This is a genomic window from Janthinobacterium lyxosi, assembly GCF_051380665.1.
In the GTDB taxonomy this organism is placed as follows: Bacteria; Pseudomonadota; Gammaproteobacteria; order Burkholderiales; family Burkholderiaceae_D; genus Janthinobacterium.
In genome coordinates this window covers 1-15,451 of record NZ_JBNYXM010000032.1, presented here as the reverse complement: position 1 = coordinate 15,451, position 15,451 = coordinate 1, and the positions used below count along the sequence as shown (strand labels likewise).

Genomic DNA, 15,451 nt, shown 5'->3' with positions numbered 1-15,451 from the left:
CGCCACAAGTTCACTAGACACCCGCGAGCCGCTCAAAATGCCTTCGCTCAAACTCTGCTGGCGAAAACCTGTCATTAAATCCGTGACGGCGCTTGGGATTGTAGAACATCTCGATGTAGTCGAAGATGTCCTGCCTGGCGTCGTCCCTGGTTGCGTAGGTCTTGCGTTTGATGCGCTCGCGTTTTAGAAGCTGGAAGAAGCTTTCAGCGACAGCGTTGTCGTGACAGTTTCCACGTCGGCTCATGCTTGGCTCCAGCCGATGCGCCGTCAAGAAATCACGCCAGTCCTTGCTGGTGAACTGCGAGCCCTGATCCGAATGAACCATCACAGGATGGGCCGGCTTGCGTCGCCAAACGGCCATCAGCAGCGCGTTCATCGCCAGTTCGGTATCAATCCGTGAGCTCATCGACCAGCTGACGACCTGGCGCGAAAACAGGTCAAGTACCACTGCCAGGTACAGCCAGCCTTCATGGGTTCGAATGTAGGTGATGTCCGTCATCCAGACCTTGTTTGGCTCGAGGACGTCAAATTGCCGCTGCAGATGATTCGGCGCCACCACCGATGGCAGGCCGCCGTCTTTCCACTTGCGCTTGCCGTACCCGGTCTGCGAGCGCAGGCCCGCTGAGCGCATGATGCGGTGAACGCGATTGATACCGCATCGCTCTCCCAGGTCGCGCAGATCGTCGGACACCTTGCGGTAGCCGTAGACCCCGCCGCTTTCCAGCCATGATTGCTTAATGTGACCGAGCAGGCGCTTGTCTTCCTTGGCCCGTTTGCTTTCTGGCTGAACACACCACGCATAGAAGCCGCTGGGATGAGCTCCCATCATCTTGCACAAGCGCCGCACCGGAAATTCGTCCTGTACTTCCTGAATGAAGGCGTACCTTACCCGGACATCTTGGCAAAGTACACCGCGGCCTTTTTCAAGATGTCGCGCTCCTCAGTAACGCGCTTCAATTCGGCCTTCAGTCACGGCATCTCATTAGACTGGGCGCCCTGCGCTTTGCGCTCGACTTCGGGCGCGCCATACCGCCTTTGTCCACGCATAGGCGCTGTGGATACTGACACCAAGCCGTTCAGCGACCTCGGCCGCCGGGTGCCCGCGCTCAACAACCTGCTTGACCGCTGCGACCTTAAATTCTTCCGTGTAACGTTGCCCACTCATGATTTCTCCTTTGCCTAAATTATGGCTCAGGAGTGTCTACGATGGTCGTGGCGATTCAAGTTGCGGCAGCGGCTGGACCGTTTACCGCGCAAGAGTTCGGAACGCGTCACCCAAATCGCCGCCATGGCCAGTCTGTACGCTGTGTCCGCGACAACCGTTTATCGGGCGTTGCAAGCATTTCAGAAGCCGCATGCCGCGCACCGCGCCGACCACGGCAAGCCCAGGATGTTGCCGCAAGCGGAGTTGGAGCGCTATTGCGAACTGATCGCGGCACTGAAACTGCGCACCACCAACAAGGCCGGACGCCACCTTTCCACAGGTCGGGCCATCGAGTTGCTGGAGGAGCATGGCGTGGAGACGTTGCAGGGCTTAGTCAAGGCGCCCAAGGGTCTGCTGCGGCGCCCGACCGTCAATCGTTACATTTCCCTGTTGCGGCTGGACCAGCCCCATTTATTGCGCGAACCGCCCGCCGTGCGCTTCCAGGCAGAGCACAGCAACGACTGCTGGCAATTTGATATGTCGCCGTCCGACCTCAAGCACATCGACAAGCCGGATTGGATCGATCCTTCGAAGGGCGTGCCGACCTTGATGCTGTTCAGCGTGGTGGACGACCGCAGCGGCGTCGGCTACCAGGAGTACCAGTGTGTGTATGGCGAGGACGCCGAGTCCGCGCTGCGTTTCCTGTTCAACGCCATGACCGTCAAGGCCGATCCAGCGTTTCCGTTCCAGGGCCGGCCGAAGATGATCTATCTGGACAACGGGCCGGTGGCCAAGAGCCGGGTGTTTCAAAACGTCATGTTGGCTCTCGGTATCGAGTGGCGCACGCACATCCCGGCCGGTAAGGATGGAACGCGCACGACGGCCCGTTCGAAATGCAAGGTAGAGCGCCCGTTCAGGACGGTGAAGGAGGCGCACGAAACGCTTTACCATTTCCACAAGCCGGAAACGGAACGCCAGGCCAACGAATGGCTGATGCGCTACCTGCTGCGTTACAACGACCAGAGCCATCGTTCAGAAAAGCACTCTCGTCTTGCCGATTGGCTGGCCAACCTGCCGGCCGAAGGTGTGCGCGACATGTGTGCGTGGGAGCAGTACTGCCGGTTCGCGCGCGAACCTGAAAGCCGCAAGGTCGGCATCGACGCGCGTATCGCCATCGGCGGCACCTCCTACCAGGTGGAGCCGGACATGGCCGGCGAGACCGTCGTCCTGCTGTGGGGCTTGTTCGACGACGAAATGTATGTCGAGTTCGATGCCGAGAAGTTCGGGCCGTACCGCCCAGTGTCCGGGCCGGTCCCGCTGCATCGCTATCGCGCGTTCAAGCGCGGCAAGGCGGACGAGCGCGCCGACCGCATCCGTGCGCTCGCCGACCAGCTAGATCTGCCGATCAGCGCTTTGGCCGGAAGCGATATGCATCTTGCGCCGTCGGCCGCCGCCATCTCGCTGCCGCACCAACCATTCGACGCCGAGGCGCACGCCTACCACTTCGCCAGCGCTATCGCCGCCAAGCTGGCCATCGCCGACGAGCTGGCGCGGCCGCTGGCCAAGCTCGCGCCGGAGGATCGCACCTTCATCGACCATGTGCTGGCCGAGACGCTCAACCGCAGCGTCGTGCTGGCACGTGTGCGGGGTTATTTCCGAAACAAACAGACAGGCGGTCATCATGCGGGTTGAAGTTATGGAGTACTACGGGCTGACGCAGGCGCTCAGCCAGGCCGGCTATTACGAGACCGAGCACCACCAGCAGCTTATCAAGGACATCAAAGGGGCGGTCATGCAGGGGCGCCTGATCGCCGTTTGCGGCGTCGTTGGCAGCGGCAAGACCGTCACGCTGCGCCGACTTCAGCAGATCCTGAAGGACGAAAACCGCGTGTCCGTCGCCAAGTCGGTTTCGGTAGAGAAGCACAGCATCAAGCTCGCCACGCTGATTTCGGCGCTCTACTACGATCTGTCGCAGGACAAACAGGTACAGATCCCCAAGCAAGGGGAACGGCGCGACCGCGAGCTGCAGGATCTGGTGAAAAAAGGCAAACGCCCCGTGGCGCTGTTCATCGACGAGGCGCACGACTTGAACGGCCATACGCTCATCGGTCTCAAGCGTCTGATGGAGGTCGTGGAGGACGTCGGCGGCCGGCTGTCGGTGATCCTGGCCGGCCATCCCAAACTACGCAACGACCTGCGCCGGCCGACGATGGAGGAAATCGGCTACCGCACCGACATCTTCAATTTGGACGGCATCGCCGGCAGCCAGCTCGACTACATCCAATGGCTGCTCGGGGTCTGCACCGGCAACAAGGCCGAGCCGGGGGAGATCCTGACGGACGAAGCGATCGATATACTGGCCTCCAAGCTGCGCACACCGCTGCAGGTTCAGTTGCACCTGACGCTGGCCCTCGAAGCGGGTTACCAGACGGGCGAAAAGCCGGTTACGGCGGAATTGGTGGAGACGGTGCTGTCGCGCCAGCTCGACGACCTGGAACCGACGCTGGCGCGCCACGGCTACCGGCTCAAAGACATGACCGAACAGTTCGACGCCAAGGCGGCAGAGATCCGCGCGATGTTCAGCAACCAGCTCGAACCGAAGCGCACGGCCGAGATCCGCGAGCGCATGTTGGCGGCGGGCTTGCCGATATGAGCCGTCATTTGCAGTTAGCGTGAGCCGGCGGCGGTTGAATTCGCGCCGGCGCCGTCGATTGCAAGCTCATTTGCAGATAGTGTGAGCATGTGCGCGCCGTCATTTGCAGTTAATTCGAGCCGAGACCGACGTCGAATGCGAGCATGGCCGGTTTCAAACGCGAGCCGTTACATATAAGCATCTTCGGCGATCCGGCGAAAAAATCAAGCAGTACTAAGGCGCTGCTAGCTGATCCGTTCCACAACCTCTTCAACTCAGGTTGGCCAAAATGACCTCTTCAGGGTCATCCATGACCTCGTTTAGCTCATCTGTGAGCTGTATACAGCTCATTTCCATTAACTGCGAGCAACTTTTTGCTCTTCGATCGCCTTGCGCCCGGAAAAAAATCAAGATCCTATTGCCGGTGATGACCTGTCTGAACCCCTCCGCGATCTGTTCCGGGCCGATGCGGGTTGGCCGATTGAGCGGCCACCATACCGCGTCGACCGTGAACAGGCCCGCGTAGCCTTCCACGTCCTTGGTGCGCACAAAATGCGGCTGGATTTCCTTGTATATTTTCTCGATCTGTTCTCTGGTGACCATGACGGCTGTCCTTGTAATTAAATGACGGTTTCGATGCCGTGGAAATTCTCGTAAAAATCGAGCGGGAATATCTGGCTCGGCGCCGGCGCGAACGGGCATCCCAGCCATTGCGCGATCAGATCGGCTTGCTCCGTCGATCCGGTCCAAGCGAGGCCGGTCAGGGCGGTTCGCGTGCCGGGGATAATCGTGCACGTGCGCGCCTGGTTCCCCCTCAGCACGTCGAGCACCACGGCCTTTTCGTGCGCCGCCGCCCAGCTCAGCGCCTCCAGTGAATATGGGCTTCCGTTGACGCTGACGATCACGTCTTCGGCCGCGAGCCCGCTCTCCCCTGCGGGACTGGTGTCCAGCACGCTGTAGATGGCCGGGCCGGTATCGTTTTGGACTATCAGGCCCACATACGGTAGCGCCGCCTCGCCCACCTCGAAGCCGAGCCGGCGCAGGCAATTCGGCAGATCCAGGCCGGCCGGCTCCATCGCCTTGCGCTCCAGGCGCTGGCCCAGCCCAGGCAGGCGCTCGTCGGCGAATGCGCACAGCTGCGCAACGGTATAGCCCTGGCCCAAGCCGACGTAAGCGTGGTAGAACGCCGCGAACACGCGGTCGAGCGACAGCCCGGGCGCCTCGCGCCGCAGGATGGCGTCCAGTTCGAACGCGATCACCATGCCGGCGTCGTAGTAGTCGATGGCGCTGTTGGCGCGGCCCGGGTACTTGTCGTGGTTCAGATACGTCGCCGCCGACGCGTCGGCGGGGCTGACCCGGTCGTAGGCCGGCAGCGCCACCAGATGCGCATAGTAGTTGGCGACGACACTGAAGAACTGCCCGGCCGTGTAGATCCCGGTCCGCGTGCACGATAGGAATTCGTAGTAGCGCGTGAAACCTTCCGCCACCCACAAGCCGTCGCTGAAGCAGCCCTGCTCCAGATCCAGCCTGCCTAGCGGAAGTGGGCGCAGCCGCCGGACGTTCCAGGCGTGGAACAACTCATGCGCGCACACCCGGACGCTGACCTTGTACTGGTCGTCGTCGTAGAACGTCGCCGGGTCCAGCCCCACCATCGTGCCGCTGAGGTGCTCCAGGCCCCAGCTGTCGTTGGGGTTGAGCGACAGCACGTAGGTGTAGTTCTCGAACGGGAACGCGCCGAACATGTCGTGGTAGGTTTCCGCGATCTTGCACAACCGGGTGACGAAACCCTCGACGCCGCCCTCGTAGCCCACGCCCCGCGTCAGGAATACATGGTGAAAGGCCGTTCCCCGCACCTGCCGCGTGATCAGGTCGAACATGCCGAACGCGACCGGCGTGTCGAGCAGTTGCTCGTAGCCGTCGTATTCCCAACTGCACTCCCCAACCTGCCGGGCGCCGGCCGCATGGTGTATCCGCCAGCCGGCCGGGACCTCGTAGTGCACACGGCATGGCCCGGCGTGCCCCCGCACGCGCAGGTAGCGGGTGCCGAGCAGCACGCCGTTGCGGTCGCCGAGCACGCCGCACTCCTCGCTGAAGTCGACCGACGCCGCCGCCGCGCGGTACGTGACGGTGACCGCGTCCGCTCCGTGCTCGAAGGTGTAGCCCGACCAGCCGTCGCGCCGCAGCCGGACCGCGCCGCAGCCCGGCTGCCGCGCGCGCACGTCGAATAGATCGCGGCCGAACGTCTGGAAATCATAATCGCCGGGGACCCAGGTCGGCGTCGCCAGTGCCAGCGTGCCCGGCGCCAGATCTTCGAGGCGCAACTCGACCCGCAGTTCATGGCGGGCCGGATCCAGAGCCACGTGGTAATCGACCTTCATTTGGACCTCCCGTGCGGCGCCATCCCGGCGTCCTGGCAGGGGTCCCTGGCGTTCAGCATGTTGCCGGTGCTGTACCAGTAGGTCGGCCCCAGCCGCAGCGACGCCGGCGCGCCGGCGATCCCCTGGAACAGCACCGGATGGTCGCCGGCCGCCAGCGGCGGCGCACAGCCGATCGGCGTGCCGGACTGCGCGAATGTGACCTCGACGCCGGCCTGCAACTGCGCCGGCAACAGCCACGTCGGCACCTGGGGCAGCGTCATCAAGTGCTGGTAGTCCGGGTCGGCGGCGATATAGTGGTCCAGGTGCGCCTCCTTGCCGTCGCCGAACAGCATGTAGCTCAGGCTCTGCGGCCGCGGAATATTCTGGTTGAAGGCGCGGAAATAGATCACCCGCACCGGCGTGACCGTGGCCTTGGCGACGATCAGCGGTCCGGGCGTGCCGCCGTTCAGGTTCGAATAGCCGCGATAGATCGCCGCGCTGTAGGTCTTGACCTGGCCCGTGACCAACGCCGGCAAGGTGAATTGGTCGCTGTCGAGGTTGATGAGGTTGTAGGCCTGGCCGGGATGCGCGCCCTTGTCCGTCAGGTAGGTCGTCATGGACGCCGGATCCAGCCGCGCCTGCAGGGTCAGCTGATAATAGTGGTCCTGCTTGGTGAACATGGGCATATGGCTCAGGTAGAGCGTGCTGGTGCCCAGCATGAACATGCCGTGGGTATTCGGCGTATCGACTACCGGCCAGGGGATGGCGTCAATCATGAGCGGGACTCCTCAGTGTGGTGGTGGCGCCCAGGCCGGCCGCCGTGGCTTGCCGGCGACGCTGCCAGAACGGCGCGTCGGCCCAGCGTATTTCCTGTCCATACAAATAGTCGCGCAGCCGCAGGTAGCCGGCGAAACGCGCGTCCATCCAGGCTTGGTGCCCGGCCAGCTCCGCGCCGTCGGGCTCGCGCAACCACTGGGCGATCCGCCGCGCGCCCGCCAAACCTTCGACCAGCGCCTTGTGTACACCCTGCGACGAGATCGGGTCGTAGGCGGAGGCGGCGTCTCCGACCGCCAGCCAATTCGGTCCGGCGCAGCGGTCCAGCCGGACCGACAGCGCGCGCCGCACCGCCAACGCCGGTGGCGCGCCGGTGGCGCGGTCCGCCGCGCCCAGCGCCGTGGCCAGGTGACGCGTGCCAGCGAGATGGGTACGCCAGGACGCGGCCTCGTGCAGGCGGCGTTCGCGCACCAACTCGGCATCGCTGGCGAGCACCACGATCGCCTCCTCCGGGCCGACGCGCGCGGCATACCACCAGCCGTATTCCACCGCCTCGAGCAACGTCATCTGTCCGAGCGATTGTTCTTGGTCGAGCTTCACCAACGCCGCCACGCAGATCAGCCGGTCGTTGACCTGCGGCACGGCGCCCAGCGCGCGCGCCAGCCGCGCGCGCTGGCCGGAGGCGTCCACCGCGAACCTGGCCTCGATGGTGCCCGCCGCGCCCGCGCCCGCCCGCAGCCGGATGGCGATGCCACCGCCGCTGTTGGCCGCCCCCTCGAACGCGGTCCCCGGACGCAGCGCCACGCCGGCGGCCAGCGCCTGCTCGAGCAGGAAGGCGTCGAACTGGCGGCGCTCGATGTGCCAGCCGGAACCGTGCGGGTTGAACAGGAAATCGTTGCAGCCGAGCGCATCGCCGCCCCACGACGACGCGCTGCCGACACACGGCTCCGGGCGCTGCGCCTGGAACGCCGGCCACAGCCCCAGGTCGCTCAACGGCAGCCGGCAGTCGGGAGGCAAACTCTCACCGAAGCGCGGCCTCGCGCCGCCCGCCGCCGCCACCAGCACCACCGAGTCCACCCCTGCCCGCCGCAACGCCAACGCGGCGGCGCAGCCGGCCGGGCCCGCGCCGATGACGGCGACATCGACGGCGGCACCCATGCGTCAGCTGTCCGCGCTGTTCGAGTTCATCGGCCACGGCGCGATCTCCGGCGCGTCCAGCTGGCTGCCCACCTCCAGGTAGAAGTCGGGACTGTAGCGCGTTTCGCCGGCGATGGCGCTGCCCTGGATGACGATCCCGAGGCGGTGCCAGTTGTGCACGATGTCGAGCAGATCCTGGTAGCGGCCGGCGTCGGCGAGATCGTCGGAGGCGGTGCCAGGACCGCGTATCGAATACCGTTGCGCACCCAGCTGGCCGTCGCGGACATCGGCCGCCACGTGCACCGCGACGGGGCGCTGCGCCGGCCACGACCAGTACAGCGCCGAGCTGTTGTCCGGATTGGGGGCGGAGTTGTGGGTGGCGCAGGCGTTGTAGTCGGTTTGCCAAGGCACGGCCATGAACTTGGAGACGTCGCCGGGTTCCAGCGGCGCCGGCATGACACCGTCCGGACCCGGATGCATCGGGATGTAGCCGACCGTCAGGAAGGGCTGGCTATATTGCGCGGCGGCGTAGTCGAGTTCGCGCGCGCGCAGGCGAAACGGCCCGCAGCCCGTCGTTTCCCACTCGGTGCGATAGATCGCCGGATCGCGCACGATGAACGTCAACTCGATGCCGGGAGCGAAGCGGCCGCCCAGGCAGTTGACCATGACGGCCCGGTCCAGGTACTCGCCCGGGCCCAGCGCCATCTTGACCGCCGGCTCGAAGCGCTGCTGGTTCCACTGGGTCAGGAAGAAGTATTGCGTCTGCGTGACCGACAGGAAGGCCTTGCCGGCATCGCCCATCGACAGCGGCATAAAGGGCGCGCCCAGACTGGACTGGTTCGGCAGGTTGGGATTGCGGACGAACGCCAGTCCGGTCATGATGGTCGCGGCCGGATCGTCGGTGGCGCTGATCGCGCCGACCGCGTCGTGCGCGGAAATCGCCCGCGACGGCAGGTTGGTGTTCCAGCGCTGCAGCGCGGGCGCGCGGAAAATCGGCCGCAGATGGTCGTCGAAACGCGGCCGGTAGGCGTCATTGAAGCGGTGCGCGAACAACTCGGGCATCAGGTCGATCTTGCGCACCCAGGTGTCGAACACGTCGTCCCACAGGCTGACCACGTTCAACGTTTGCGGCGCGTAGCTGGGATCGGTCGTGACGGCCCACGCCGGCACCACGCTGGCGGTGCTGTCGTCGTCGAACACAAGGGTGGCCGAGACCGGGCCGTCGCCGGTGTCGTCGAACCAGCCGTCGGCGTTGACGTCGCCATACACGCCGGTGGCGATCAGGCCGCCGATCAGCGGGAACGGCGTGCCGTCCGGCCGCATCCAGCCGCAGGCGCGGCCGAAGGCCGGCAGCACGAGCAGCCGGCCCCGTTCGTCGGTGCGCAGTTCGCCCAGCGTGTCGATCTTGCCGGTCGGTGTGTAGAGCTGGGTGAAGGCGTCGTCCGGGAACGACTTCGGATAGGCCGGCATGCGGACGATGGCGGCGTCGGCCGCGCCGTAGCAGGCGATGGTGGCCTTGTCGATGCGGACGCCGCCCTCGTCGCTGGCGCGGATGGCGCGGGGGCCGGGGTCGATGACCAGCCGCCGGAGCCGCGCCGCGTTGTTCAGATCGTTCCCCTCGGCGGCGTTGCGCAGGTTCAGCTTGGCCGCGTTGGCCTTGTCGTAGACCGACAGGCCGAGTTCATCGTTGAGGAAATAGGAGTTCGCCTTCTTGTTGGCCAGATGCACCGTCCAGACGATGTCGCGCACCGTCTTGCCGTCGACCTCGCTGCCGACCGCCACCTCCACGCCCGCGCCGCTGGGATAGGTCTCGCGTGCCTGCCGCGGGTACTGGTAGATGCGAAAGCGGGCCGCCTGCCGCTTGAGGCGGCCGTTGCGGTCCCGCAGGTCGTCGCTGGAGATGACGGCCGACTCCGTCCCGGCCTTGATGGGCAGGCCGCCGGTGACGTTCGGGTTGCCGGTGGCGATGCCCGGGTCGATGGGCAGGCCGGCCATGGTTTCCGGCCCGAGATAAAACTCATCGCTGTTGCCGACGCGGGCGATGCCCACGGCGGGATGGACGCGAAACACGGATTGCGGTGTCGACATGAATGGCTCCTAGGAAAAGCGCGGAATGGCGTTGCGTTGCCAGCAGGTCAGCACGTCGCCGCCGAGCTTGGCCATCTGGGCGCCAAACGCCGGCAACAGGGGCTCGCCGCTGAACATGCGGTTGAGGGTGGCGAGGAAGGCGCTGAAATCGGCGATCAGCATCTGCTGCGCCGCGTGGCCGGGCGTGGCGGGGGCCGGGTCGGCGGTTCCGCCATAGCACTCGGGCCAGTTCGCCAGGCGGCGGATATAGTCGAACTTCTGGAAGTGCGGCCAGCTGTTCTGGAAGCCGTCGGCGGTGTTCTGGAATTCCGCCGGCACGGTATCAACCGGCTCGGTCTGACCCTCGCCCTGGTCGACGATGATGTCGAGCAGCGTCATTGCCTGGCGGAAGCCGGCCTCGCCGTCGTCGCTGACGTACAGCTGCCCGCATTGATTGTAGAACGGGCCGAACTGGTCCAACTGTCTGCGGTTGCCCCTGACCTCGCCGCGCAGCTGCGTCATGCCGGCGCGCAGGGCGACGTAAAACTCGCCGATCGAGCCGTAATCCTCCAGCGTCTCGCTGGGGTCGGGGTTGCGCTCGGTGCGCCATTCCGGGTATTCGACCAGACACAGCGTGTTGATGCGCGTCCTGTCGAGCGGCCCCAGTTCCGCGCTGTACGGCGAAAACTCCGTGGTGGGATTGGGGGTGTCCAGGTCGAAGTCCAGGTGCGGCACCGCCTTGCCCTGGTACGGCGGCGCGGCCAGTGTCGGCGAATAGCCGTAGGCGTTAGCGACGTTGGCGACCAGCTGCGCATGCAACATCTCCTGGTACACCGCGCTCTGGATCAGCCGGTACGCCTCCGAAGTCGGGTCCTTGATCGAATACATCACGGTCAGATAATACGGAATCGTCCACATCTCGAGATCCACCGCCCCTTGAAAATGCGTGTAGAGGTGGGGCAGCGTCCAGCGCGGCGGTATGGTGAATAGTTTGTGTTTCATGGAACTCTCCTGGTGGATGGGCGCGAACCGTCCCGCTTCATGGCTGCCGCACGGTCGGCACGTCCGCCATGTGGAACAGGAAGCTGTAGTCGCTGGAATAGTTGGTCGGTTTGCTCCAGCCGGCCGGCACGCCCATCTTCGATATGCTGGCCGTCGTATGGCAGGCCAGGCAGCTGGGTTGCGACAGGTGGGGATTCGGGCTGGGGTCGCCAATGCGTTGCTGATAGGTCTCCAGCGTGACGTTGGCCAGGCCGCCCGTGCCGGTCGGCGGCATGGGGTTGCCGCCGGTCAGCGGCGTGAGCGGCGCGCCCCGGATGGTGGTCGACGACGACGGCCACATCGTGCTGACCAGCTGGTAATACTGCATCACCGAGCGCGGGTTGGCCGCGCGGATCGCCGATTGCGTGGCGGCGTTGAGCGCGACGGTGTTGGCGTCGATGGGCTGCTGGCGGACCACCTGGAACGGCGCGGCGTAGTCGCACCCCTTCCCCTGGCAGGCCGGCGCCGTGTTGACGGCGCACTGGTACTTATCGGTGGTCGGGTCGCACCGGGTGTTGTAGTAGGTGTAGGGGCCGCCGCCCACGGCGTTCATCGTCGGCGCGTTGTCGACGTGCTCGAACGTGGCCCAGACAAACTGTTGGCCTAGCTGGGTCTTGTGCATGATATGCAATCCAACGAGCCCGACAACCACGTCGCGGGTGTCACCGCTGACCGGATCGGTGATGCTCGCTTGCGCGGTCAGATAGTTGCTGTACTGCGCCGTGTCGGTGAGCGGCAGCCATGCCGCCTTGACCTCGATGGCGCCAACACTGCCGCTGGCCGAACCATCAGGCAGATGGATGCCGACGCCACTCTGCGCGGCGCGCCACTGCGCGTTGGCGTCGTACAGTCGATTGGCGACGATGTAGTCGTACTCCTCTTCGTTGAGGCGGACCTCGTAGTACGTCAGCTGGCCGTTTTGCGCGGTGAGCCAGCCGTGGCTGAATGCCTGCAGGATGCCGGACAGCTGGTTCTGGGAGTCGCCCCCTCCCGCCGCGGCCGGCTGCCGCATCGCCGCCTGCAGCATGCGGTGCCGGCCCGCTGCCTGGAACGGCAATGGTGTCAGCGCGCCGGTGCGGAACACGTCGGTGTTCAACGCGTAGGTTTCCCACACCGTGGCCGGGCCGGCGCCGGTGGCCGACGGTGCGCCGAAGGCGGAGGCCGGTGCCGAGGTGTCCGGCTGGCCGTTCTTGCCGGGCGCGGCCCGCCAATTGAGCGCGATGAACTCTTGCCAGGCCAGGCAATTCATATTGTCCTGATCCGGCAGGGCGGCATCGGCTGGCAAGTCGTAGCTGACGACGGGACTGGCGGCGCAAGAGTAGGATCCGGGCGCCGGTTGCGACCTGGCGCCCGGGATCTGCATGCAGGCCAGCAGAGCCACCGCCAACGTGCAAACGACGGCAATGGCTCGCATCACACCGCGACCCTGAGGAAGGCGGGCGCGGCCTGACCGGCGGTTTCCCCGAAATTGACGATCGTCACCGCGCGCAAGCCCGGCTGGGCGGAACCGTCGACGGTCACCGACAGCGACAGCGCCTGCGACGGCGAAGGGTAGGTGTTGCCGGGCACCGTATAACTGACAGTGTCCATGTTCCCCACCTCGGCCACCACCGCCCCCTCCGCGCCGTCGAACACGACCGTGGGCAGTTCTCCGTTCGGGCCGCGCGACGCGCCCACGCATACAAGCGTCATGTTGAGCCCGGACTGGCCGGCGCACACGGAGGGCGGCACGATGACGGTATTGCTGGCGACGACCATCGGCACGCCCACCGGATTGGCCGGCGCGGCCGCACCGTAATAGGCGTTCCAGCTATCCGTGAAAAACATCTGCAATGGCTGTGGCGTCTTGTTTTCCAGGTCGCCGGCACAAGGCAACGCCGTCACCGGTCCGGGAATCGCTATCGGCGTGGCATTGATTTGCATGAAGAAAGTCGCGGCGATCTGGGCCCCATACAGGATCGGCTCGCCGCCGATGGTGATATCGCCGACGGTAAAGCCCAACCCGGGGGGGACCTGGTACACCGCATGCAAAATGAAGTTGCCCGGCAAAGGATTGCCGAACATGTCATCCAGCGTCATGGCGCCGCGCGAAACAGTCCAAAAATCGTCGGGTTTTAAACCCGCCGGCGCTGTCGACGGCAATTGATATTGGCTGAAGTCCGGTGTCTGAATATATAGGCCGGGCGGGTCCGACAGCGAGATCTGGTTGTTGGCGGCGACCAATAGATTGGTCAGTAGTCCGATATGCGGATCGCTGTTGCGGAACGCCTGACCGAACTGGGAACAGCACAGCAAGTCCTCGGGGGCCTTGTGATTGCCCGTACGTTGAATCGTGGCGCCGCCGGCCAGGCCGACAATTTCGGTCTGCAGCGTGTTGGGCGTGCTGGTGAGATGCATCGCGCCGCCCGTTGTCGCGTCCTGCACCGTCCCGCAGTTCCAGGCATTGAGCGGGTTGTAGACCGGCCGCCGCGTCGACGGATCCAGCACCTTGTTACCGCTGGCATCCATCAGGCACAGGTCGTCGGCCTGGATGTTGGGCTTGCCCAGCGTCGAGCGGTACAGCGCCAACACCTGTTCCGGCGCGATCTCCCACAAAGCGTACCAGTATTCGGGATTCTCGCAGGTAAAGTCGATGCGCAGGATCTTGCCGGTTTCAGGGTCGCGCTGCACGCTCCATTCGCAGTATTCGTCCATCCATCCCCGCGGTCCGTAGGGGCCAAATGGCTTGGGGGCCGGTAGGCCGCTGCACGGGTCGTTGCTGATGCCGGGGAAGCTCTGGCGGTCGGCGGCGCCGGGATCGGGCTGCCAGCCGAAGTCGGCCAGCTGGTTGATTTGTGTCGCCGACAGTTGCGAATTCCAGTCGGCCTCGTTGTAGTAGGCGATGCGGCCGGGCATGGCCGACCATTGAATCGCCTTGGCCCTGGACGCCGCGGGCATCGGCGTCGTCAATGGGTTGTAGTAGTACGGCGTGTTGGCCGAATTGCTCACCTGCCAGGGATTTCCGACGATGGCCTGCTGCGAAAATCCGTCGAGATAATCGTTCCACAGCGCCGCGAAACTGGCCAGCAACGCTGGCTGGTCGGCCAGGTCGCGCGTCGCCTGGTCGGCCGGGGAACGGAACAAAGGAAGAGTACGGTCTTGCATATCCATATAAACCTCAGGGTGAAGTAATCAATAGAAAATACAACCGCTGTGCTGTCGGCGACGCCTGCGTGATTTGTAACCGAAATTACGGGTTAAAAGAATCCCACGCCTCCGTTTTAGGGAAGAGCAACTACATTTATACTAGTTATTTTGAAATAAACCGTTGCCTGGAATGGCGTGTGAGGAACCAAAGTTATTCCATTGGCATAGTGATGTCAATTAAATAAAATTTATATTTTGTTTTCGGTGAAATGTGACGATCGGAGAGACTGTCAGCTATTTTTCTTGGTAACGTATTGCGTCTTTTTTTCACAGGTAGTTGATTTTTAGCGAAAACCGGACTGTCCATGCAACTTGCTCCAGGCAGCGCTCGCGAATGAGGCGATAGGCCTGCTTCTCGCCGAGGCCCGTCTTTTGCTTGATCTCCTCGGCTTGGGATCCCTGCAAATACAGGGTAACCGCAGCTTTGCGAGCGAAATAAAGCGCGCGCTGCTCTTCGACGAGCGCACCCTCGTCCGGCGTCGCCCAGCGTGAGATGTCGACGTTTGCGCCGCCGACTATTCTGATCGACGCGCACAACATGTGATCTGGAATATCCTGCATTGCAGGCCCTGGCACAATGATATTCTGAAAAAATAGCACGCAATGCTGACGAAAACAAGGTTCCGGGGTCGCATGAAATGCCTACATTCTTGTGCAATTCGTCACGAAAGGATACAGTTTTATGCAAATAAATTTTGCGCATTATTGTTCTTTTTCAAGACGGCTATACAGGTAAATTGCCAGAACAATTTTGTGCAAACTTACGGTTTTTCAATGCGCTCGACAGTACGCCGACATCATTCTGAGGTGTTTTGCGACATCATTATGGGGTATTTACGAAATCGTCCTAAAAGGTACTTTTGCCTTCACTCATTTGCTATCGTCCTTTCGTGGACGACAGCTTAAACCACCGTCTCAGATTCGGGGTCCACTTTAGGGCGCCTTGCTGTAGCAGGCGCGGCTGGCCCGCAGCTTCATCCTGACCAGAGAGACTAGGTGTCTGGAGTCGTGTGATTATGTACCCTTTCGTAGCTGGCCGCTATTCAAAGCCAGACACGTTTTGCGTACACTGTTGCACAACCTTAATCAGCCGCCATCTCATGACTCAAGCCC

General features: G+C 63.8%; 11 protein-coding genes and 1 pseudogene. 2 read left to right on the top strand and 10 right to left on the bottom strand.

Features of this window, described 5'->3' with window-relative positions:
* Window positions 1-13: 13 nt before the first annotated feature.
* Window positions 14-1,165 (bottom strand): annotated as a pseudogene (locus ACQ4WP_RS24285) (IS3 family transposase).
* 60 nt (window positions 1,166-1,225) lie between these two features.
* On the opposite strand from ACQ4WP_RS24285, the gene ACQ4WP_RS24280 reads away from it, so the two are divergent.
* Window positions 1,226-2,836, top strand: coding sequence for an IS481 family transposase (locus ACQ4WP_RS24280; protein WP_436525116.1), 1,611 nt, complete (start codon window positions 1,226-1,228; stop codon window positions 2,834-2,836).
* Entirely contained in the window at window positions 2,826-3,797 is a 972-nt protein-coding gene (locus ACQ4WP_RS24275; RefSeq protein WP_436525114.1) for an ExeA family protein, read from the top strand. Before ACQ4WP_RS24280 ends, ACQ4WP_RS24275 begins: the two co-directional genes overlap by 11 nt.
* Before the next feature lie 249 nt (window positions 3,798-4,046).
* Here the strand turns inward: ACQ4WP_RS24275 and ACQ4WP_RS24270 are convergent, their stop codons facing one another.
* The 9 genes from ACQ4WP_RS24270 to ACQ4WP_RS24230 all read right to left on the bottom strand — a co-directional run bounded on the left by ACQ4WP_RS24270 (window position 4,047) and on the right by ACQ4WP_RS24230 (window position 14,899).
* Window positions 4,047-4,379 (bottom strand): nuclear transport factor 2 family protein, encoded by a 333-nt coding sequence (locus ACQ4WP_RS24270; protein WP_436525112.1) that lies wholly within the window; start codon window positions 4,377-4,379, stop codon window positions 4,047-4,049.
* A 17-nt stretch (window positions 4,380-4,396) separates the two neighbouring features.
* A complete protein-coding gene (locus ACQ4WP_RS24265) occupies window positions 4,397-6,154 on the bottom strand; it encodes a M61 family metallopeptidase (protein ID WP_436525110.1) in 1,758 nt (585 codons plus the stop codon).
* Entirely contained in the window at window positions 6,151-6,909 is a 759-nt protein-coding gene (locus tag ACQ4WP_RS24260) for a hypothetical protein (RefSeq protein ID WP_436525108.1), read from the bottom strand. Before ACQ4WP_RS24260 ends, ACQ4WP_RS24265 begins: the two co-directional genes overlap by 4 nt.
* Entirely contained in the window at window positions 6,902-8,065 is a 1,164-nt protein-coding gene (locus ACQ4WP_RS24255) for an NAD(P)/FAD-dependent oxidoreductase (protein ID WP_436525106.1), read from the bottom strand. The genes ACQ4WP_RS24260 and ACQ4WP_RS24255 overlap by 8 nt, the downstream gene beginning before the upstream one ends.
* A 3-nt stretch (window positions 8,066-8,068) precedes the next feature.
* Window positions 8,069-10,132, bottom strand: coding sequence for a LodA/GoxA family CTQ-dependent oxidase (locus ACQ4WP_RS24250; protein ID WP_436525104.1), 2,064 nt, complete (start codon window positions 10,130-10,132; stop codon window positions 8,069-8,071).
* 9 nt (window positions 10,133-10,141) lie between these two features.
* On the bottom strand, window positions 10,142-11,113 hold the full coding sequence (locus ACQ4WP_RS24245) for a ferritin-like domain-containing protein (RefSeq protein ID WP_436525102.1): 972 nt from the start codon (window positions 11,111-11,113) through the stop codon (window positions 10,142-10,144).
* Between the two features lie 37 nt (window positions 11,114-11,150).
* Complete coding sequence (locus tag ACQ4WP_RS24240) at window positions 11,151-12,566, bottom strand: hypothetical protein (protein WP_436525100.1); 1,416 nt, start codon at window positions 12,564-12,566, stop codon at window positions 11,151-11,153.
* Window positions 12,566-14,302, bottom strand: a complete 1,737-nt coding sequence (locus tag ACQ4WP_RS24235) for a DUF8225 domain-containing protein (RefSeq protein ID WP_436525098.1) — start codon at window positions 14,300-14,302, stop codon at window positions 12,566-12,568. Before ACQ4WP_RS24235 ends, ACQ4WP_RS24240 begins: the two co-directional genes overlap by 1 nt.
* Before the next feature lie 303 nt (window positions 14,303-14,605).
* Window positions 14,606-14,899: a hypothetical protein gene (locus ACQ4WP_RS24230; protein WP_436525096.1), complete on the bottom strand. Its 294-nt coding sequence runs from the start codon at window positions 14,897-14,899 to the stop codon at window positions 14,606-14,608.
* Between the last annotated feature and the right edge of the window lie 552 nt (window positions 14,900-15,451).

Bases quoted from the DNA above. Each gene is read 5' to 3' on its own strand.
- ACQ4WP_RS24275 (WP_436525114.1), top strand. From the start codon at position 2,826: ATGCGGGTTGAAGTTATGGAGTACTACGGGCTGACGCAGGCGCTCAGC.
- ACQ4WP_RS24265 (WP_436525110.1), bottom strand. From the start codon at position 6,154: ATGAAGGTCGATTACCACGTGGCTCTGGATCCGGCCCGCCATGAACTG.
- ACQ4WP_RS24255 (WP_436525106.1), bottom strand. From the start codon at position 8,065: ATGGGTGCCGCCGTCGATGTCGCCGTCATCGGCGCGGGCCCGGCCGGC.
- ACQ4WP_RS24260 (WP_436525108.1), bottom strand. From the start codon at position 6,909: ATGATTGACGCCATCCCCTGGCCGGTAGTCGATACGCCGAATACCCAC.
- ACQ4WP_RS24245 (WP_436525102.1), bottom strand. From the start codon at position 11,113: ATGAAACACAAACTATTCACCATACCGCCGCGCTGGACGCTGCCCCAC.
- ACQ4WP_RS24230 (WP_436525096.1), bottom strand. From the start codon at position 14,899: ATGCAGGATATTCCAGATCACATGTTGTGCGCGTCGATCAGAATAGTC.
- ACQ4WP_RS24270 (WP_436525112.1), bottom strand. From the start codon at position 4,379: ATGGTCACCAGAGAACAGATCGAGAAAATATACAAGGAAATCCAGCCG.
- ACQ4WP_RS24240 (WP_436525100.1), bottom strand. From the start codon at position 12,566: ATGCGAGCCATTGCCGTCGTTTGCACGTTGGCGGTGGCTCTGCTGGCC.
- ACQ4WP_RS24250 (WP_436525104.1), bottom strand. From the start codon at position 10,132: ATGTCGACACCGCAATCCGTGTTTCGCGTCCATCCCGCCGTGGGCATC.
- ACQ4WP_RS24235 (WP_436525098.1), bottom strand. From the start codon at position 14,302: ATGGATATGCAAGACCGTACTCTTCCTTTGTTCCGTTCCCCGGCCGAC.